A 19,242-nucleotide genomic window follows, 5' to 3' on the forward strand; every position below is an offset into this window, starting at 1 on the left:
TGGCTCACCGCGAACGCCTGCAGCGCCGGGCGGTTCTGCTCGTCACTGCCCCGGTGGTACTCGTAGATCCAGGAGGTCGAGCCGGCGTCGGTGACCGGGGTCCAGAAGTTGAACCCGTGCGGCACCGCGGTCGCCGGGAACGTGTTGCCCCGGGAGAAGTCCCGGGACGAGTGCGTGCCCCTGGTGGTGAGCACGCACTCGATGGGCGTCGGCCGGTGCGGACGCGGGCGACGGGTGCCGATCCGCAGGTCGTCGATCCAGCCACCGAACTTGACCGGGCCGTGCGGCGAGGCGTAGTGCACCAGGATCTTGGTGATCTTCTTTCCCGCGGCCACCGCGCCGATCCGGGCGATCCGGCGGTTCCACTGGTTGGCGTAGAGCGCCTTCGACTCGCCCTGTCCGCGCGGGGAAAGCTCGAACCCGAGCTGGTCGACCGCGCCCAGCTCGGACAGCTGGGTGCCGTCCTCGAAGGCAAGGTCGACCGTGACGTAGGTGCTCGGGTAGCGCAGATCGCCCCCGGTCAGCTCGGGAAAGATCAGGTAGGACAGCTCGGTCTCGGCGGTCACCTCGATCTCGACCCAGAAGATCCGGTTCACCACGAAGGCCGGGCCGTCGCCGCGGTGCGCGCCGTGGTAGCGCAGCGACCGCACGCCGGTGAACCCGACGCCGCGCCGGGCGTTGTACGTCTGGGACGGTCCACCGCCCGGATGCGTGCGCATGGTGGCGTGGTCCGAGCGCGGCTTGCCGTCCGTGGTGTCGATCGTGTCGGTCCACGTGGGAGCCGGGTCACCGTCCTCGAACGAGGTGAAGAACTGGTCGCCGTTCATCCGCCCCGAGCCCCTTTCCTAGTATCGCGGTGCACCCTGCCACAGATCTCCCGGAAAGGGCCCGGAATGTCCGCGGATCTCCTCGGTCATCGCGTCGTGCTGCGCCGCCGCGCCGGCGAACGGGACGGGCGGCCGGTGTTCGCCGACATCCTGGGGCATCTCGTCGACGTCTCCGGCGCGGGGCTGGTGGTTCGGCGCGACGACGGTACTCGGGTGTCCGTGCCGGCCGCCGAGGTGCACCGGCTGCGGGCGGTGCCGCCGGGCCGGGCCGACATCGTCGGGCTCGAACGGGTCGCGGCCGCGAGCTGGCCGGCGCCGGAGACCGCGGCGTTGGGGCAGTGGCTGCTGCGTGCCGGCGAGGGCTGGACCCGCCGGGCCAACTCGGCGCTGGTGCTCGGCGATCCCGGACTGCCGGTCCTTGTCGCGCTGGACCGGGTGCGGGACTGGTACGTCGCGCGGAACCTGGTGCCCCGGCTGGCCGTCCCGCTGCCCACGATGGCCGCCGCCGACCGGGTCGCGGCGCGGTCCGGCTGGGAGCACGACGTGGTGACCGAGGTCCTGGTCCGGCCGGTGTCGCCGGCACCGCCGGACCCGGAGGTGCGCTTCGCGCCGGTGCCCGACGCCGGCTGGGCGGCCGTCTACCAGGCCCGGTCGGTTCCGCCGGTGGCCAACGCGATCCTCACCGGCCCGCCCGTTGTCACGTTCGGATCGCTGGTGCAGGACGGGGTTCCGGTGGCGATCGGCCGCGGCGTGGTGGACGGGGACTGGCTGGGGATCGCGGCGATGGAGACGCTGCCCGGGCACCGCCGCCGCGGGCTGGCCGCCCGGATGCTGCGGGCGCTGCTGGGCTGGGGGGCGGCGCACGGCGCCGTCCGGTGCTACCTGCAGGTGGAGGACACCAACGCCGCCGCGCGGGCGCTGTACACCGGCCTCGGGTTCGTCCGGCATCACCGGTATCGCCTTCACACCGGCTGATCGGGTACACAGAGACGGGAACACAACGGGGCGGCGGGAAGGACGCAGGATGAGCACAGCGGACATCTCTCAGGAAACGACCATCCCGACGCTGTTGCGCCGCAACGCCACCGAGTACCCGGACCTTCCGGCACTCACCGAGAGCATCGACCCCGCCGCGGTGACCTACAGCTGGTCCCGGCTGCGGGCCGAGGTCGCCGCGTTCGCCCATGGGCTGGCCGGACTCGGACTCGGTTCGGGCGACCGGATGCTGATCATGATGAGCAAGCGGCCGGAGCACTGGATCGCCGACCTGGCCGCGATGCACCTGGGCGCGCTGTCGTGCACCACCTACGACACGCTCAGCGCCGAGCAGGTCCGGTACGTGGCGCGGCACAGTGCGGCGCCGGTGATCGTGGCCGAGGGCGCCGACGCGCTCGGCCGGCTGTTGCCGGTGATCGACGACCTGCCCGCGCTGCGCCGGGTGATCGTGATCGACGAGGAGGCGAAGCCGGCCGGGGACGACCGGTTCGTCTCCTACGAGGAGGTCTGGGAGGGCGGCGCCGCGCGGCGCGAGGAGCTGGCCGCCGAGTTCGAGCGGTTGACCGACGCGATCCGCCCGGAACTGCCCCTGTGCATGATCTACACCTCCGGGACGACCGGCGATCCCAAGGGCGTCGTGCTCACCCACGCCAACGTGGTCTACCAGGCGGTGATGTTCGACGAGACCGATCCGGTCACCATCGAGCACCCGCGTTCGGTGGCGTACCTGCCGCTGGCCCACATCGCGGAGCGGATCCTCGGTATCTACCTGCCGATCTGGCTGGCCGGGCACGTGACGATCTGCGCTGACCCGACCAAGCTGCTCCCCACGCTGCAGGCGGTGCGGCCGCACGGGCTGTTCGGCGTGCCGCGGGTGTGGGAGAAGATGGCGGCCGGGCTGCAGGGCGCGCTCGCCGCCGCGCCGGTCGAGCAGCGGGCGGCGGTGGACGCGGCCCGGTCGTTGGCCACCGAGGTGTACCGGCTGCGGGTCGCCGGCGAGCCGGTGCCGGACGAGCTGGCGGCGCGGTTCGACGCGGCCGACGCCGCGGTGCTGCGGCCGATCCGGGCGATGCTCGGGCTGGACGAGTCGGTGCGCAACTCCAGCGGGGCGGCGCCGATTCCGGTTGCGGTGCTGGAGTTCCTGGCCAGTCTGGGGTTGACCGTGACCGAGGTGTGGGGGCTTTCGGAGACCACCGGGGCGGCGACGCTGTCCACGCCCGAGGCGTTCGCGCCGGGCACGGTCGGGCGGGCCGGGCCGGGGGTCGAGATCCGGTTGGCGTCCGATGGCGAGATCCTGGTGCGCGGGCCGATCGTGTTCGCCGGGTACCTGCAGGAGGACGGCAGCATCCGGGCGGACACCGATGCCGACGGGTGGCTGGCCACCGGCGACATCGGGACCTTCGACGAGCGGGGTCTGCTGACGATCACCGACCGGAAGAAGGAGCTGATCATCACCTCGGGTGGGAAGAACATCGCGCCGTCCAAGGTGGAGGGTCTGCTGCGGGGGCATCCGCTGGTGGGTCAGGCGGTGTGCATCGGGGATCGGCGGCCGTACCTGACGGCGCTGATCGTGTTGGACGAGGAGGCGGCGCCGGCCTGGGCGGCGGCGCGGGGGATCTCCGGGGATCTGGCCACGTTGGCGCGCCACCCGGACGTGGTCGAGGAGTTGGACGCGGCGGTGGCGGCGGCCAACGCGGTGCTGTCCCGAGTCGAGCAGATCAAGAAGTACCACCTGCTGGACCGGCCCTGGACCCCGGAGTCCGGCGAGCTCACCCCCACCCTCAAGCTCCGCCGCCGGGTGATCAACCAGCGGTACACCACCGAGATCGACCACCTCTATGAGGCGGCGCTGGAGCCGACGACCTGACAGTGCTTCGCGTACTCCCGGTGAACCGGTGACCGGGTGAACATGTGAATCGTCCTCCCGTGCACATGGGGACGATTGATCATGGGAGCCTGGGGATTGTTGAACAATCTTGCCGAGGTGCGCGGCTGGGCTGCTGGGCGAACTGGTGGCTCTCGCCGAGGTGCGCGGCTGGGTTGGTGGGCTGGGCGCGGGGTGCGCGTTGGGGGTTGGGCGGGGTTCGGTCGGCGCCGGCATCGGGCGCGCGGCGGCTGGCGGTTGATCGGTGTGGTGCTGCCGGTGTGGTGGGTGGGGACGGGTTGACTTGGAGTGTGCTCCAGCTTTTACCGTTGGTGGGGTGGGAGGTGCTGGGATGCGGCGTCGGGTGTTGGGGCGGACTGGGCTGTCGGTTTCGGAGATCGGGTTCGGCGCGTGGGGGATCGGGGGTGCCGGGTGGATCGGGGCGGACGAGTCGGAGTCGGTTCGGGCGCTGCGCCGGGCGATCGAGTTGGGGGTGAACTTCATCGACACCGCCCGGCGTTACGGGGACAGCGAGCGGATCGTGGGGGAGGTGGTGCGCCAGCACGGGGCGGACGACATCGTTGTGGCGACCAAGGTGGCTCCGGCCAACCTGGTGTACCCGGCGCCGTCGGGGTTGGATCCGGCGCTGATCTTCCCGGGCGCGCACATCAGGCAGAGCGTCGAGACGAGTTTGCGGACCAGTGGGCTGGAAGCGTTCGACCTGGTGCAGTTCCATGTGTGGAGCGACGAGTGGGTCGGGCGCGGCGACTGGCTGGAGACGATCCTTGCGCTCAAGGACGAGGGGAAGCTCCGGTTCTTCGGGGTGTCGATCAACGACTATGAGCCGGACAACGTGCTGGCCCTGATAAAAAGTGGACATGTCGACACGGTGCAGGCGATCTACAACGTGTTCCATCAGGCGCCGCAAGAGCGACTGCTGCCGGCCTGCATCGAGCACGGGATCGGGCTGATCGTGCGGGTCGCGCTGGACGAGGGCGGGCTGACCGGCCGGATCACCGCCGACGCCACGTTCCCGGACGGCGACTTCCGCCGGAACTACTTCCGCGGCGACCGGCCCGCCCAGGTCGCGCGCCGGGTCCGCACCCTGGTCGACGAACTGGAGATCAGGACCGAGGACCTGGCCGAGGTCGCGCTGCGGTTCGTGCTCGACCACACCGCGACCTCCACGGTGATCCCCGGCATGCGCACCGTGCGCAACGTCGAGCGCAACACCGCGGTCAGCGACGGCCGCGCGCTGACCGACAAGCAGCTGGCCGTGCTCGCCCGGCATGCCTGGGAGCGCAACTTCTACACCAGGCCCTAAACCGTGGACAGGAACCGGTCGAGCACGTTCACGCCGAACCGCAGGCCCTCGACCGGCACCCGCTCGTCCACCCCGTGCGCCATGGCCCGGTAGTCGAAACCCGCGCGCAGGTACAGCGGGGCGAAGCCGAAGCAGTGGATCCCGAGCTGGGCGAAGGCCTTGGCGTCGGTGCCGCCGCCAAGGCAGTACGGGACCGCGACGGCGGCGGGGTCCTCGGCGGCCAGCGCGGCGGCCATGGCGGTGAACCACGGCGAGTCCACCGGCGCCTGCACCGGAGGCTGGCGCGTGCTGAACTCCCGGCGCACGGACGGCCCGATCAGCCGGTCCACTTCGGACAACAGCTCCTCCTCGGTGCCGGGCAGCACCCGGACGTCCACCTGGGCCTGGGCCACCCCGGGGATCACGTTCACCTTGTACCCGGCGTTGAGCACGGTCGGCGTGGTGCTGTTCCGCACGGTGTTCTCCGCCAGCTTCGCCGCCGGGCCGAGCCGGGCCAGCGTGCCGTCCACATCGGACAGATCGACCTCGACGCCGAGCGCGGCGCCGGTGCGCTCCAGGTAGGCCCGCACGGCCGGGGTCAGCCGGACCGGCCAGGTGTGCCCAGCCAGCCGGGACAGCGCTCCGATCAGCTTGACCACCGCGTTGTCGTCGTTGCGCCGGGACCCGTGGCCGGCCCGCCCGGTGGCGGTGAGCATCAGGTGCGCGGTGCCCCGCTCGGCGGTGCCCACCGGGTACAGGTGCACCGGCTCGCCGGACGCCGAGCGCAGCGGCACGGTGTACCCGCCGGACTCGCTGATCGCCGCCGTGCACCCGGCGAACAGCTCGGGATGCGCCTCGACCAGCCAGTGCGCGCCGTAGTCGCCGCGGTCCTCCTCATCGGCGAGGAAGGCCAGCACCACGTCGCGGCGCGGCCGGCGTCCCTCGGCGGCCCAGCGCCGAAGCACCGTGAGCACCATGGCGCACATGTCCTTCATGTCCACCGCGCCGCGGCCCCACACGTAGCCGTCGCGGATCTCCCCGGCGAACGGCGGCACCGACCACTCGTCCGGGTCGGCCGGCACCACGTCGAGGTGGCCGTGCACCAGGAGCGCGTCCAGCCCGGGCTCGGTGCCGGGCACCCGGGCCACCACGTTGCTGCGCAGCGGCGCCCGCTCGAGCAGGACCGGCGCGCAACCGGCATCGGTCAGGTTGGCCGCCACGAACTCGGCGGCCGCGCGCTCGCCGTGGGACTGGCCGTGTCCCCGGTTCGTGGTGTCGAACCGGATCAGCTCGGCACACAGTTCCTCGACCTGCTCACCCATAGGTGTCCTCCACGGCTCCCGCGGCGATCGCGGTAACCACCTTGAACGCCTTCATCGCCTCAGTCATTGTCGGGGCGTCGAACCCGACTCGCCGGGTGCCCACCAGATCCACGGTCGGAACCACGGCCGCGGCGTGTGCCAGGTGGGTCGCGTCGAACTCGACCTCGATCCGGTGTGCGCCGGGTTTCGGCTCGGTGCGGCCGGCCTCGACCATGGCCATCTGGGCGGCTCCGGAGATCTCCGCCCCGGTGCGGGTGGGCGGAGCGCAGATCGCGGCGTAGCGGCTCACACATTCCTTCACCGCGACCAGCCGGGCCCCTGGCGCGTACTCGGCGGCATCGACGCAGGTCAGGTCGTCCCCGGTGACCAGCAGGACCGGGACGCCGTGCTCGGCGGCCAGCGCCGCGTTGAGCCGCCCCTCGCTGGCCTGCACCCCGTCCAGCCAGACGCCGGTGATCGAGTTGGGCAGGTAGGTGTGGGACAGCACGCCGTCCATGCCGGCGCCGGCGTGGTAGCCGAGGAACACCACGCCGTCCATCCCGGTGTCGATGCCCTGCATCATGGACAGCGGCTTGTGCCGGCCGGTGAGCATCCTGGCCCTGGGGTCGAGGTCCTCGAGCAGGAGGTTGCGCTGGGTCGAGTGCGCCTCGTTGACCAGGACCTCGGTGGCGCCGCCGTCGTGCAGGCCGGTCACGCAGGCGTTGACGTCGCCGGTGAACATCCGCCGGAACCGCTCCCACTGCTCGGTCCCGGGCGCCACGTCGGCGCTCCAGGTGACGCCGGTGGCCCCCTCCATGTCCGCCGAAATCATGATCCGCATAGCGGACACGTTACTTCTTGGCGTTAGTTACGGGGACTCGTTGACTTTCTAGGTTGACAAGTGGTTACTTTCTCGCAACCCACCCGAGGAAGAGGTGATCATCGTGCGGTTGAGACGATGGGGGATCGGCGTCGTGTTGGCGGTGTCCGCCCTGGTCACGACCCCCTTCGCGGCCCCGCTCGGCACGCCCGCGGCGCACGCTCAGGAGCCCGTGACGCTGCGCGTGGCCTACACCAGCGACATCGACACGCTGAACCCGTTCCAGGCCACGCTGCTGGTGTCCACCCAGCTCGGCCGGAACATGTACGAGTTCCTGACCATCAACGGGGCCAAGGACTCCACCCCGGAGGGCGGCCTGGCCGAGCGCTGGGAGACCTCCAGCGACAACCTGACCTGGACGTTCCACCTGCGCGACGGATTGAAGTGGTCCGACGACAAGCCGATCACCGCCAAGGACGTCGCGTTCACCTACAACCTGATGCTGACCAACGAGGACGCCGCCGCGGCCAACGGCGTCGCGGTGGCCAACTTCGCGTCGGTCAGCGCCAAGGACGACCGCACCGTCGAGATCAAGACCAAGGCCCCGCAGGCGTCCATGCTCGGTTCCACCTCGGAAGTGCCGATCGTGCCCGAGCACGTGTGGAAGGACGTCACCGACATCAAGGGCTTCACCAACTCGGAGAAGTTCCCGGTGGTCGGCAGCGGCCCGTTCGTCCTCACCGGCTACCAGGAGGGCCAGTCGGCCACGCTGGAGGCCAACGACAAGTTCTGGCGCGGCCGGGCCAAGATCGACCGGCTGCAGTACGTCAAGTACGAGAACGCCGACGCCGCGGTGCAGGGCCTGCGCAAGGGTGACGTCGACCTCGTCTACCGGCTGACCGCCAACCAGTTCAAGGCGCTGGAGAGCGAGTCGACGATCAAGACCAGCGCGGGCAACGACCGGCGCTACGTCGAGATCATCCTCAACCCGGGCAACCCGAAGGTGGACGGCTCGCCGTTCGGCAACGGAAACCCGGTGCTGGCCGATGTCCAGTTCCGCCAGGCCATGGCGCACGCCATCGATGTGCCCACGATCATCGACAAGGTCTACCAGGGCCTCGCCGAACCGGCGGCGCAGGTCATCCCACCGGTGTTCCCGGACTGGACGTTCAAGCCGGCGGAGAGCCAGAAGCGCGGCTTCGACCTGGCCAAGGCGAACTCGCTGCTGGACGCGGCCGGCTATGCCAAGGGCCCCAACGGGATCCGCACCGACAAGCAGGGCAAGGAGATCAACCTGCGGCTGCTGACCACCACCGACGCCACCGATCGGCAGCAGATCGCCGAGTTCGTCAAGGCCTGGTTCGCCGAGATGGGCGTCGGGGTCACCAACGAGTTCAAGGCGTCCAACCAGGTCAACGACGACACCACGGCCGGCAACTTCGACCTGGCGATCAGTGGTTGGAGCGTCAGCCCGGATCCGGATTACCAACTCGCCCAGCAGACCTGCAAGATGGTCGGCACCGACCTGTCCGACTCCAACTTCTGCGACAAGGACTACGACGCGCTCTACGCCCAGCAGCAGGCCGAGTTGGACAAGGACAAGCGCAAGGATCTGGTGCAGAAGGCGCAGGGCATCCTGCACGACAAGGTCTCCGCGCTGATGCTGATCTACGCCAAGCAACTCGAGGCGTACCGCTCCGACCGGTTCCAGCCGTTCACCACCCAGCCGCAGGACGGCGGGATCATCGCCAACCAGAGCGCTTACTGGAGCTACTACCAGGCGACCCCGGTGGCCGCCGGCAGCGAGTCCGGCGAGTCCGGCGGGCTGAGCACCGGCGCGGTGGTCGGCATCGTCGGCGGCGCCGCGGTGCTCGTGGCCGGCGTGGTGTTCGGGCTGAGCCGGCGGCGCAAGGCTTCTGCCGACGAGCGCGAGTGACACCACATGGTTGATCTGCCGCTGACGACCGAACCGGTCATCGAGGTCCGCGGCGGCGAACCGACCGGGCGGGGCCGAGCCCTCGGCACCGCCCGGTTCATCGCCGCCAAGGGCGCCGGAGCACTGGTCAGCCTGCTCCTGGTGGTGGTGCTCGGGTTCTTCCTGTTCCGGGCGCTGCCGGGCAACCCGGTGCGGGCGATGATCGCCGACACCCGCACCAGCGTGGAGCAGATCGAGCAGATGCGCGCCGAGTGGCGCCTGGACCTGCCGCTGTTCCAGCAGTTCCTTGGCTACCTCGGGGATCTGCTGCGCGGTGATCTGGGCACCTCGCTGCGGTACAAGCAGCCGGTCGCCGACCTGATCATGACCCGGCTCTGGCCGACCCTGCTGCTCACCGGTACCGCGCTGGTGCTCTCGGTCGCGCTCGGCCTGTGGTTGGGCACCAGGGCGGCCTGGCGGCACGGCAGCCGGTTCGACCGCTGGTCCACCAGTACCGCGCTGGTGCTGTGGTCGGTGCCCACGTTCTGGCTCGGGCTGATCATGCTGATGGTGTTCGCCGTGGGGTTCGACCTGTTCCCCACCGCGGGAATGACCTCACCCGGCGGCGTCGACGGCTTCCTGCCGGCGGTGCTGGACGTCGCGCACCACCTGGTGCTGCCGGCGATCACGTTGACCGCCGTGGTCTATGCGCAGTACCTGATGGTGATGCGCTCCTCGCTGCTTGAGGAGATGAACGCCGACTATCTGACCACGGCGCGGGCCAAGGGCCTCACCGACGATCAGGTGCGCCGCCGGCACGCGGTGCCCAATGCGCTGCTGCCCACGATCACGATCATCTTCCTGCACACCGGGTTGCTGGTGGCCGGTGCGGTGACCGTGGAGACCGTGTTCACCTGGCCGGGGCTGGGCCTGCTCACCTTCCAGGCGATCAACTTCCCGGACTACCCGCTGCTGCAGGGCACGATGATCGTGCTGGCCGGCGCGGTGGTCGTGATGAACGCGCTCGCCGATGTCGTCTACCGGTTCCTCGACCCGCGGGTGAGGCAGACATGAGCGAGGACCGGTCATGAGCATCGTGTGGGCGCGGCGGCGGGCGGCCGCGGGACGGCTGTGGCGGGAGTTCGCCGCCGACCGGGCCGGGCTGGTCGGGCTCGGCGCGCTGCTGGGCATCGTGGTGCTGGCGCTGCTGGCCCCGCTGTGGATCAGCGCGGACGACCTGTCGGTGATCAGCGCGCCCGGCGGGATACTCGAGCCGCCCAGCGCCGAGTTCTGGCTGGGCACCGACCACGTCGGCCGCTCGGTGCTGGACCTGACCATCTACGGCGCCCGGGTGTCCCTGGTGGTGGGTATCGCGGCCGCGCTGCTCTCGGTCGGTATCGGCACGGTCGTCGGCATGCTGTCCGGGCACTTCGGCGGCTGGGTGTCCGCGGTGCTGATGCGGGTCACCGACTTCTTTCTGGTGCTGCCCGCGCTGGTGCTGGCCATCGCGCTGTCCACCATGCTGGCCCGCGGCCTGTCGACGATCATCGTGGCGATCGGGGTCACCTCGTGGCCGTCGACCGCCCGGCTGGTCCGCGCCCAGACGCTGACCATCGAGGCGCGCCCCTACATCGAGCGGGCCCAGGCGCTCGGCGGCGGGCACCGGCACGTGCTGCTCAAGCACGTGCTCCCGGCCGTGCTGCCGCTGGTGCTGGCCAACACCACGCTCGCCGTCGGCAGCGCGATCATCGCCGAATCCACCCTGGCCTTCCTCGGGCTGGGCGACCCGAGCAAGGTGTCCTGGGGTCAGATGCTCAAACAGGCGCTGGACACCGGATCGGTCACCGCCGGAGCCTGGTGGTACCTGCTGCCGCCGGGGATCGCCATCGTGGCCGTGGTGCTGGCCTTCACGCTCTGCGGCCGGGCGCTGGAGATCGTGGTCAACCCGAACCTGAGGGCGCGCAGATGAGCGAGCTTGCGAGCGAATCATTCGACACTTGCCCGGCGCCGAGCGTGCGAGGCGGCCGGGGTCGGCCTGCCCCGAGCTTGCGAGGTGCAGGCAGATGAGTGAGTTGCTTGAGCTGCGGGATCTCTCGGTGAACTACGCCGGGGCCCGCTCCGACCTGCCCGCGGTGCGCGGCGTGAACCTGCGCCTGGCGCCGGGGGAGAAGCTGGGTCTGGCCGGTGAGTCCGGCTGCGGCAAGTCCACCGTGGCCATGTCGGTGCTGCGGCTGCTGCCCAAGACGGCCACGGTGGACGGCGAGATCCTGCTCGACGGCGAGGACGTGCGCACGATGTCCTGGGGCCGGCTGCGAGCGGTGCGCTGGGCCGGCGCTTCTGTGGTGTTCCAGGGCGCCATGCATGCGCTCAACCCGGTGCGCCGGGTGGGGGAGCAGATCGCCGAGCCGATGCTGGTGCACAGCCCGCAATCGCCATCCCAGGTCCGGGCCCGGGTGCGCGAGCTGCTCAATCAGGTGGAACTGCCGGCCGCCAAGGCCAACGCCTTCCCGCACGAGCTGTCCGGCGGCCAGAAGCAACGCGTCATGATCGCGATGGCGCTGGCCTGCGAGCCCCGGCTGGTGATCGCCGACGAGCCGACCACCGCGCTGGACGTGATCGTCCAGGCCCAGGTGCTGGACCTGCTCACCCGGCTGGTCACCGAGCAGCACCTCGGCCTGATCATGATCAGCCATGACCTGGCCGTGCTGGCCGCCACCTGCGAGCGCCTGGCGATCATGTACCAGGGCGAGATCGTGGAGGAGGGCGAGTCCCGCGCGCTGATCGCGGATCCGCGTCACCCGCACACCCAAGCCCTGGCCGCCGCGTTCCCCACCGTCGGCGACCCCGCCTACCGCTACGCGCCGGCCACCAGCAGCCCGCTCGGCCTGCCGGACCCGCCCGCGACGGGCCCGGCCGAGCCGCTGCTGCGCACCGAGGACCTGCGGGTGACCTTCCACGGCCGCAACCGGGAGACCACGCACGCCGTGGCCGGGGTGAACCTGACCGTGCACGGCGGGGAGATCCTCGCCCTGGTCGGCCAGTCCGGCTCCGGCAAGACCACGCTGGCCCGGACCATCCTCGGCCTGCAGCCGCCGACCTCCGGTCGGGTGATCTTCGACGGCGAGCCGCTGCCCACCCAGAGCTCGGCACTGCGCGCCTACCGCCGCCAGGTTCAGCTCGTGCTGCAGGACCCGACCAGCGCGCTCAACCCGAGGCACAGCGTCTACGAGGCGGTGGCCGAGGGGCTGCGCATCCACCGGCTGGACGGCGACGAGCGGGAGCGGGTGGCCGCCGCGCTGGCCGCGGCCGAACTGCGCCCGCCGGAGGAGTTCATGCCGGTGCTGCCCCAGCAGCTCTCCGGTGGGCAGCGGCAGCGGGTGGTGATCGCCGGAGCGCTGGCGCTCGAGCCCCGGCTGCTGGTCGCCGACGAGCCGGTCGCCTCGCTGGACGCCTCGGTGCGCGGCGAGATCCTGGCCCTGCTGCTGCGGCTGCGCGCCCGGCTCGGCCTGGCCGCGCTGGTGATCACCCACGATCTCGGTCTTGCCTGGAACATCGCCGACCGGGTGGCCGTGATGTACCGGGGTGAGCTGGTCGAGTCCGGACCGGTGGACGAGGTGCTGGCCGATCCGCGGCACGACTACACCCGCGCGCTGCTCGCCGCCCTGCCCGACCCCGGGCCCGCGCCGGAAGGTGGCGCGAAATACGCCGTTGGGAGCAGACGGTCCGAGCGCACTGTGTAATCTCAAGCCCGCAATGGCCATCACGACCGACTCTTCCTCAGACGTAGCAGATCCGGTGGGCCCTGACGACGGCGCGACGAAGGCGGAGCCGGCCACGCGGCAACGAGGTCCGCTCCCGCTCCGCACCATCGCGCTGGGCACCGTCGGCAGCCTGACGATCCTGATCTGCGCCCTCGGCGCCGCCGGCACTCTTGTGCACGATCCGCTGCTCGGGCGCGGACCGCTGTCCTGGGTGCGCTACGGGCACGGGCAGAAGCTCGCCACGATGGCGCTGTTCGTGGGATTCCTGCTGGTGGTATGGGCCTGGGTGCGGTTGGGCCGGCATGTGCTGGCCGAGCGGGTCGGCACCCGCGCCGTGCTGATCGCCTCGGCGTGCTGGACCGCGCCGCTGGTGATCTCGCCGCCGCTGTTCAGCCGGGACGTGTACTCCTACCTCGCCCAGGGAACGCTGCCGCTGCACGGCTACGACCCGTACCTGCTTGGCCCGACCGTGCTGGACATCGAGCCGATCGTGCAGAACGTGCACAGCTTCTGGCAGACCACCCCGGCCCCGTACGGTCCGCTGTTCATCCTGCTGGCCAAGGGCGTCGTCTGGGTCACCGGCACGCACATGATCTTCGGTGTCGTGCTGATGCGCGTGGTCATGATGCTCGGTCTTGGCCTGCTGCTGTGGTCGCTGCCGGGCCTGACCCGACACCTCGGCGGGCGTCTGCCGGTCACGCTGTGGCTGGTGGTGGCCGGGCCGATGATGGTGGTGCATCTGGTCGGCGGCCCGCACAACGACCTGCTCATGATCGGCTTCCTGGCCGCCGGCTGCCTGTGTGTCCTCAACCGCAAGCACGTGCTCGGCGTGGTGCTGGTCACGATGGCCGTCGCGGTGAAGGCGACCGCCGCCATCGCCCTGCCGTTCCTGGTGTGGGTGTGGGCCGGGCACCTCGGCTCGACGCTGTTGCGCGGCTTCCTGCGTGCGGTGGCCGCGGCGGTGCTCACCTTCGTGGCCACGTTCGCCGCGCTCACCCTGGTGGCCGGGGTGGACCTCGGCTGGGTCATGACGCTCGGCTCGTCGTCGAGGATCGTCAACTGGCTGTCCCTGCCGACCGGGATCGGCGAGTTGATCCACACGCTGATCGGGATCTTCGTCGACGTGAACAAGTCCTGGGTGGTCAACATCGTCCGGGCGCTCGGCGGGCTGCTGCTGCTGGTGATCCTGGTCCGGCAGTGGTGGCTGGCCAGGGAGGGCGGCCCGGACGCGGTGCGCCGGGCCGGGATCGCGCTGCTCGCCCTTGCCATTCTCTCGCCGGCCACCCTGCCGTGGTATCTCACCTGGGGCTTCGTGCTGGTCGCCGGGATCGCCTGGCAGCGCCGGCAGCTCGCCGGGGTGGTCGGGATCGCGGTGTTCCTGGTGCTCACCTACTCGCCGGCCGGCGAGGACCAGCTCTACCAGCCGCTCTACCTGCTTCTGGCGGTCGCGGTGTCCGTGCTGGCCGGGGTCTCGCTGCTGCGCCCCGATCCGCTGCGACTGTCCATCCGGGCCGATCGCGAGGAGCAGGCCGCGCCCAGCCCGTGACCGGTGCCGTCGATGTCAGCGCAGCGCCGCGACCGCCCGCACCACCGCGTCGACCTGCTCGGGCGTGGTGACGATGCTCGGGCCGAACCGGACCAGCGGCTCGGCGTAGGGGGTGACGCTGGCGTCGATCCGGTGCTCGGACCGCAGCCGCTGCACCGCCTGGTTCGGCGACATGCCGTTGATCGAGCACATCACCAGTCCGGCGGAGACGGCCGGGTCCTTCGGGGTGACCAGCCGCACCGAGGAGATCCCGGCCAGGCCCTCCTTGAGCCGGGTGGCCTGCTCCTGGATCCGCGCGGCGATCCGGTCCCGGCCGATGGCCTTGTGGAACTCGAACGCCTCCTTGGCCGCCCAGCGGTGTTCGAACGAGTGGTAGCCGCCCGGAGTGGCCTCCCGGCCCGGGCTCTCCGCTCCGGAGAAGCTCGGGATCACCGGCGCCACCGCGGCCCAGGCCCGGCCCCACAGCAACCCGGTGCCGCGCGGCCCGAACAGCCACTTGTGCGTGCCGGCGGTCAGGAAGTCACAGCCCAGCTCGGTGACCGTGGTGTCCACCGCGGCGAACCCGTGCACCCCGTCCACCACGAGCAGCGCCTGGTCCGCCGGGTCGCGGTTCGCGTTCGCCTCGGCCAGCGCGGTGGACATGGCCTTGATCGGCAACCGCACGCCGGTGCTGGAGTGCACCCAGGTGACCACGACGAGCCGGGTGGCCGGCCCGATCCCGGCGCGCAGCCGGGCCACCATGTCCGCCTCGGTGGCCGCGGCCGGGTCGTCGTAGAGCCGCACCCGCCGGACCGGGGCGCCGGTGCGCTCGGCGAGCAGCCGCAGCGCCTCGTGGGTGCCGAAGAAGTCGTGCTCCGTCGTGAGCACCTCCTGGCCGGCGCGCAGGCGCATGCCGCCGCACAGCAACCCCATGCCCATGGTGGTGCTGTCGGTCAGCGCGATCTCGGCCGGGTTGGCGCCGAGGTAGCCGGCCGCCGCCTCGCGCACCTCCTCCTCGCGCTGGACGCCCTGGTTGAGGTAGGCGTGCGTGTCGGTGTCCAGCCCCGCCCGGTGCGTCTCGATCGCCGCCCGCACCGGCGCCGGGTGGGCGGCGAGCACGAACGCCGCGAAGTGCGCGATGCCGGGGTCGAGGGAGAACTGGGCGCGCACCGAGTCCCAGCTCTCCGGGTCGAACGCCGCGGGCTGCCGTGCGGCCGCCGCCGGCGGTGCCTCGGCCGTGGTGCATCCGGCCAGCGCCGAGCCGACCCCGGTCGCCAGCCCCGCCCCCAGTACCGCCCGTCGTCGCAGCCCAGCCATGGGCTAGACCGTAGTCCGGGGTGGATCGCTCAGCCCAGTGCCGGTTTGAGCACGGTCAGGGTGCCCTCGTCGGCGTTGAGCCGCGCCGGAACGCCGAGCGGGACCGTGAGCTGTCCCGGACAGTGCCCGAAGCCCAGCTCCCAGACCGTCGGAATGCCAAGGCTGCCAACGAGATCGGCCATCACCTGGGACACCTCGGACGCCGCGCCGCAGTCCGCCCACGAACCGAGCGCGATCCCGTTGACCCCGGTGAACCAGCCGGCCCGGAGCAGTTGCGTGATCATCCGGTCCAGCCGGTACGGCGGCTCACCCACGTCCTCCAGCAGCACGATCGCGTTGTCCGGCGGCGGGGGAGCGTCCGCCGCCGCCAGCCCGGCCACGATCAGGCTGAGGTTGCCGCCGGTCAGCACGCCCTCGGCGACGCCGGGAACGAGCGTCCTGGTCGCCGGGCCGGTCAGGGCCAGCACCTCGTCCGGTTCGAACAACGTGCGGCGCAGGTGTTCCTGGGCCACCGGGTCGAACAGCCCGCCGGCGATCATCGGGGCGAACAGCGTCGGCACGCCCAGCCGGTCGCCGATCGCCGCGTGCAGCGCGGTGACGTCGCTGGACCCGGCGAACACCGTCGGGCCGGCCGCGGCCATCGCGTCGAAGTCGAGCAGGTCGACCATGCGCAGGCAGCCGTAGCCGCCGCGAGCGCACAGCACGGCGTCGATCTCCGGGTCGCACCAGGCCCGCTGCAGGTCCGCGGCGCGGTCGGTGTCCGGACCAGCCAGGTAGCCGAGGGTCGGGTGCCGGTCGAGCACGTGCTCGCCGATCTCGACCCGCAGGCCCCAGTCGCGCAGCACCGCCACGCCACGGTCCAACGCCTCGGCCGACACCGGCCCGGCCGGCGCCACGACGGCCACCCGGCTGCCCGGGCGCAGCCGCATCACCGGCGCAACTCCACCGCCGGGATGCCCGGCGGCTCGAACCCGAATACCTGACCGTAGAAGGAAAGCTCGGCATGCAGCGCGACGACGATGCTCTCCGCCCTGCGGAACCCGTGCTGCTCGCCTTCGAACAGCAGGCAGGCGTGCGGAATCCCGGTGCCATCCAGGCTGGCCGCGAACCGCTTGGCCTGCTCCGGCGGGCACACCGGGTCCTCCAGGCCCTGCAACACCAGTACCGGCCCGGCGACCCGGTCCACGTGGTTGATCGGCGAACGCTCGATGTAGCGGGCGGTGTGCTCGGGCAGCGTGCCGACCAGCCCCTCCACGTAGCGCGACTCGAAGTCGTGGGTCTCGCCGCCCGCGCTGGTCCACGCGGCCAGGTCGATGATCGGGAACATCGCCGTCGCGCACCGGTAGGTGTCCACCGAGGTGATCGACGCCGCCGCGGTCCAGCCGCCGGCACTGCCGCCGCGCACTACGAGCCGGTCCTCGTCGGCGATCCCCTCCTTGGCCAGCGCGGTCGCCACGGTCGCGCAGTCGCCGACGTCGACCACCCCCCACTGCTCGTTGAGCAGCTCGCGGAACTCGCGCCCGTAGCCGGTGGACCCGCCGTAGTTCACCGCGACGACACCGAGACCGCGGCTGGTGAAGTAGGCGATCTCCAGGCTCAGCAACGGAATGAACTTCGACGTCGGCCCGCCGTGCACGTGCACGAGGAACGGCGGCGCCTCGCCGTCCGGCGCGGCGAACTCCGGGTTGCGCGGCGGGTACACCAGAGCGGGGATCGAGTGTCCATTGTGGTCGGTGAACCACCGCTCGGTGGGGACCGGAAGGTAGCTCTGGTCCGGCAGGTTCGGTGGCGGCTCGGTCAGCGGGGTCAGCTCACCGGAGGACAGGTTGAGCCGGACCACCGCCGTGCCGCGGGTCGGGCCGCCGGCCGTGCTCACCACCACGCCGTCCGCGGTCGCCAGCGACGGCATCCACACCGGAACGTCGCTCTCCACATCGGTCACGGTCGCGCTGCGCTCGTCCAGCACGGCCAGCCGGCCGGACCGCAGCACCGCGTGCCGGCCGGCGCCGAGTGGGGCGAACCAGCGCATGCCGAGCATCCACAGCGGGCCGCCGAGTTCCTCCTTGCCCGGAGCCAAGTTCGTCCGCCGCCCGTCGAGCGTGATGCGGTACAGGTTCCACCAGCCGTCCGGGTCGGTCAGCGCCAGCACCGCGTCCGGGCCGTCCCACTCGACCTGGCAGACGCTCTCGCTCGGCCCGCCGGTGAGCACCCGGTGCAGGCCGAACGAACCGTCCGGCTGAATCTCGGCGACGCACAGTTCCGTTCCGTCCCAAGGCATCCGCGGGTGGTCCCAGCCGATCCACGCGGCCAGCCGGCCGTCCGGGCTCACCTTCGGGCCGGTCATGAAGTGGTGGGTCGCGGTCAGTACCCGCACCGCGGCCGGATCGCCGGCCGCCGCGCCGGTGACCGGCAGCGCCACCAGATCGCGCCGCACGTCGGTGGGCGCATCGCCGGTGACCGTCTCGCGCACGGCCCACACGTGCTCGCCGCCCGGCCCGGCGGTCAGGTCCGCGTACCGGATGCCTTGCGGCCGTTCGGGTTCCGGACTGAGCGGTACCGGGTCGCCGCCGTCCGGGCCGCTCAGGTACACCCGCTGGTCCGCCCAGTTGGTGAAGGCGATCCCGCCGTCCACCCCGGTGAACGGCCGGCCGCCGTACTCGTGCACCCGGTTGCGCACGTTCCACGGCGCCGCCAGCACCTCGGCCGGCGGCTCGCCGGGCGCCGCGCGCAGCAACGCCACCCGGCCGCCCTCCTCCGGCCGGCTCTCGGTCCACCAGACCGCGCCGGCGTGCAGCCCGACCCACCCCGGCGTGCGTTGCGCTCCGGCCGCGCGCTCGGCACTCACCGGGGAGGTCCATGTTCCGTAAGGTGCGATCTCCACCATGCCGACGACCCTAACGGCTGGCCGGGCCCACCGTCCGCCCTCGACTACGGTAGAAGTCAGGTAGGGGCGCGGAACGGACCTGCTCTACGCCGCCATTTGCCCTAGGGTTTGAGGTGTTATGGCTCGGGTCATTCATATTTTTCGCCAACCCGACCGGTTCGTGGCCGGTACGGTCGGGCAGCCCGGCGACCGCACGTTCTACCTCCAGGCGTCGGAGAGCGCCAAGACCATCAGCGTGACGCTCGAAAAGCAGCAGATGGCGGTGCTCGCTGAGCGGATCGGCTCGCTGCTGGAGGAGGTGCACCGGCGCTTCGGTGCCGACCTGCCCGACGACACCCCGGACGATCAGGTGGACAGCGATCCGCTGGAGATCCCGCTGGAGGAGGAGTTCCGGGTCGGCACCATGGGTCTGGGCTGGGACTCCGAGTCCCGCGCCGTGGTGATCGAACTGCTCGCCGTCACCGAAGGGGAGGTCGACGAGTCCGTCGTGCTGGACGACACCGAGGAGGGGCCGGACGCGGTGCGGGTTTTCCTTACCCCGACCAGAGCGCGCGCGTTCGCCGAACGGGCCGACCGGGTGGTGCGGGCCGGCCGCAAGCCGTGCCCGCTGTGTGCCGAGCCGCTCGACCCGGACGGACACGTGTGCCCTCGGCAAAACGGGTACCGGCGCGCCGAAGAGTCCGACTGAGGTGTTGCCGAGCGACCCCGCGGCCGTCGAGCTGGTCACCT

At 71.4% G+C, this 19,242-nt stretch carries 14 protein-coding genes and 1 pseudogene; 9 read left to right on the top strand and 6 right to left on the bottom strand.

Translation table 11 applies throughout. The annotated features are described in order from the left end of the window. A pseudogene (locus tag VFV67_RS28860) lies at nucleotides 1-827 on the bottom strand (glycoside hydrolase family 92 protein); the annotation flags it as partial. 66 nt (nucleotides 828-893) lie between these two features. Between VFV67_RS28860 and VFV67_RS28865 the strand changes: the two are divergent. From VFV67_RS28865 to VFV67_RS28875, 3 genes are all read left to right on the top strand, one after another. Next, a complete protein-coding gene (locus tag VFV67_RS28865) occupies nucleotides 894-1,802 on the top strand; it encodes a GNAT family N-acetyltransferase (RefSeq protein WP_326473829.1) in 909 nt (302 codons plus the stop codon). Between the two features lie 49 nt (nucleotides 1,803-1,851). Next, nucleotides 1,852-3,690: an AMP-dependent synthetase/ligase gene (locus tag VFV67_RS28870; protein WP_326473830.1), complete on the top strand. Its 1,839-nt coding sequence runs from the start codon at nucleotides 1,852-1,854 to the stop codon at nucleotides 3,688-3,690. 349 nt (nucleotides 3,691-4,039) lie between these two features. Further along, entirely contained in the window at nucleotides 4,040-5,011 is a 972-nt protein-coding gene (locus VFV67_RS28875) for an aldo/keto reductase (protein WP_326473831.1), read from the top strand. Here VFV67_RS28875 and VFV67_RS28880 read toward each other — a convergent pair. Continuing rightward, the gene (locus VFV67_RS28880) at nucleotides 5,008-6,312 is read right to left on the bottom strand and encodes a M20/M25/M40 family metallo-hydrolase (protein ID WP_326473832.1); all 1,305 of its coding nucleotides are present in this window, start codon (nucleotides 6,310-6,312) and stop codon (nucleotides 5,008-5,010) included. The two genes, VFV67_RS28875 and VFV67_RS28880, sit on opposite strands and share 4 nt — an antisense overlap. After that, a complete protein-coding gene (locus VFV67_RS28885; protein WP_326473833.1) occupies nucleotides 6,305-7,132 on the bottom strand; it encodes a M55 family metallopeptidase in 828 nt (275 codons plus the stop codon). Before VFV67_RS28885 ends, VFV67_RS28880 begins: the two co-directional genes overlap by 8 nt. Nucleotides 7,133-7,235: 103 nt before the next feature. Here VFV67_RS28885 and VFV67_RS28890 point away from each other — a divergent pair, with 103 nt between their 5' ends. From VFV67_RS28890 to mptB, 5 genes are all read left to right on the top strand, one after another. Next, the gene (locus VFV67_RS28890) at nucleotides 7,236-9,047 is read left to right on the top strand and encodes an ABC transporter substrate-binding protein (RefSeq protein ID WP_326473834.1); all 1,812 of its coding nucleotides are present in this window, start codon (nucleotides 7,236-7,238) and stop codon (nucleotides 9,045-9,047) included. 6 nt (nucleotides 9,048-9,053) lie between these two features. Continuing rightward, a complete protein-coding gene (locus VFV67_RS28895; RefSeq protein WP_326473835.1) occupies nucleotides 9,054-10,100 on the top strand; it encodes an ABC transporter permease in 1,047 nt (348 codons plus the stop codon). A gap of 13 nt (nucleotides 10,101-10,113) precedes the next feature. Then, on the top strand, nucleotides 10,114-10,995 hold the full coding sequence (locus VFV67_RS28900; RefSeq protein WP_326473836.1) for an ABC transporter permease: 882 nt from the start codon (nucleotides 10,114-10,116) through the stop codon (nucleotides 10,993-10,995). A 94-nt stretch (nucleotides 10,996-11,089) separates the two neighbouring features. Then, nucleotides 11,090-12,766, top strand: a complete 1,677-nt coding sequence (locus tag VFV67_RS28905) for an ABC transporter ATP-binding protein (RefSeq protein ID WP_326473837.1) — start codon at nucleotides 11,090-11,092, stop codon at nucleotides 12,764-12,766. Nucleotides 12,767-12,821: 55 nt separating this feature from the next. Beyond that, nucleotides 12,822-14,333, top strand: coding sequence for a polyprenol phosphomannose-dependent alpha 1,6 mannosyltransferase MptB (gene mptB, locus VFV67_RS28910; RefSeq protein ID WP_326473838.1), 1,512 nt, complete (start codon nucleotides 12,822-12,824; stop codon nucleotides 14,331-14,333). Between the two features lie 15 nt (nucleotides 14,334-14,348). Here mptB and VFV67_RS28915 read toward each other — a convergent pair whose 3' ends face one another. Genes VFV67_RS28915 through VFV67_RS28925 form a run of 3 tightly spaced genes read right to left on the bottom strand, consistent with a single transcriptional unit; the run spans nucleotide 14,349 to nucleotide 18,513 of the window. Further along, nucleotides 14,349-15,629, bottom strand: coding sequence for an aminotransferase class V-fold PLP-dependent enzyme (locus VFV67_RS28915; RefSeq protein ID WP_326473839.1), 1,281 nt, complete (start codon nucleotides 15,627-15,629; stop codon nucleotides 14,349-14,351). Nucleotides 15,630-15,658: 29 nt separating this feature from the next. After that, a complete protein-coding gene (locus VFV67_RS28920) occupies nucleotides 15,659-16,558 on the bottom strand; it encodes an LD-carboxypeptidase (RefSeq protein ID WP_326473842.1) in 900 nt (299 codons plus the stop codon). Continuing rightward, nucleotides 16,558-18,513 carry a prolyl oligopeptidase family serine peptidase gene (locus VFV67_RS28925; RefSeq protein ID WP_326473840.1) on the bottom strand — a complete coding sequence of 652 codons (1,956 nt, stop codon included), beginning with the start codon at nucleotides 18,511-18,513 and terminating at the stop codon, nucleotides 16,558-16,560. Before VFV67_RS28925 ends, VFV67_RS28920 begins: the two co-directional genes overlap by 1 nt. Before the next feature lie 118 nt (nucleotides 18,514-18,631). On the opposite strand from VFV67_RS28925, the gene VFV67_RS28930 reads away from it, so the two are divergent. Further along, nucleotides 18,632-19,201 carry a DUF3090 domain-containing protein gene (locus VFV67_RS28930; protein ID WP_326473841.1) on the top strand — a complete coding sequence of 190 codons (570 nt, stop codon included), beginning with the start codon at nucleotides 18,632-18,634 and terminating at the stop codon, nucleotides 19,199-19,201. The last annotated feature ends 41 nt before the right edge of the window (nucleotides 19,202-19,242 follow it).

This window comes from Actinophytocola sp. (genome assembly GCF_035762905.1).
Taxonomy (GTDB): Bacteria; Actinomycetota; Actinomycetes; order Mycobacteriales; family Pseudonocardiaceae; genus DASYTH01.

What these genes read in the sequence shown, in the direction of transcription:
- VFV67_RS28865 (WP_326473829.1), top strand. Translation starts at nt 894, where the DNA reads ATGTCCGCGGATCTCCTCGGTCATCGCGTCGTGCTGCGCCGCCGCGCC.
- VFV67_RS28870 (WP_326473830.1), top strand. Translation starts at nt 1,852, where the DNA reads ATGAGCACAGCGGACATCTCTCAGGAAACGACCATCCCGACGCTGTTG.
- VFV67_RS28875 (WP_326473831.1), top strand. Translation starts at nt 4,040, where the DNA reads ATGCGGCGTCGGGTGTTGGGGCGGACTGGGCTGTCGGTTTCGGAGATC.
- VFV67_RS28880 (WP_326473832.1), bottom strand. Translation starts at nt 6,312, where the DNA reads ATGGGTGAGCAGGTCGAGGAACTGTGTGCCGAGCTGATCCGGTTCGAC.
- VFV67_RS28885 (WP_326473833.1), bottom strand. Translation starts at nt 7,132, where the DNA reads ATGCGGATCATGATTTCGGCGGACATGGAGGGGGCCACCGGCGTCACC.
- VFV67_RS28895 (WP_326473835.1), top strand. Translation starts at nt 9,054, where the DNA reads ATGGTTGATCTGCCGCTGACGACCGAACCGGTCATCGAGGTCCGCGGC.
- VFV67_RS28900 (WP_326473836.1), top strand. Translation starts at nt 10,114, where the DNA reads ATGAGCATCGTGTGGGCGCGGCGGCGGGCGGCCGCGGGACGGCTGTGG.
- VFV67_RS28905 (WP_326473837.1), top strand. Translation starts at nt 11,090, where the DNA reads ATGAGTGAGTTGCTTGAGCTGCGGGATCTCTCGGTGAACTACGCCGGG.
- VFV67_RS28915 (WP_326473839.1), bottom strand. Translation starts at nt 15,629, where the DNA reads ATGGCTGGGCTGCGACGACGGGCGGTACTGGGGGCGGGGCTGGCGACC.
- VFV67_RS28920 (WP_326473842.1), bottom strand. Translation starts at nt 16,558, where the DNA reads ATGCGGCTGCGCCCGGGCAGCCGGGTGGCCGTCGTGGCGCCGGCCGGG.
- VFV67_RS28925 (WP_326473840.1), bottom strand. Translation starts at nt 18,513, where the DNA reads ATGGTGGAGATCGCACCTTACGGAACATGGACCTCCCCGGTGAGTGCC.
- VFV67_RS28930 (WP_326473841.1), top strand. Translation starts at nt 18,632, where the DNA reads ATGGCTCGGGTCATTCATATTTTTCGCCAACCCGACCGGTTCGTGGCC.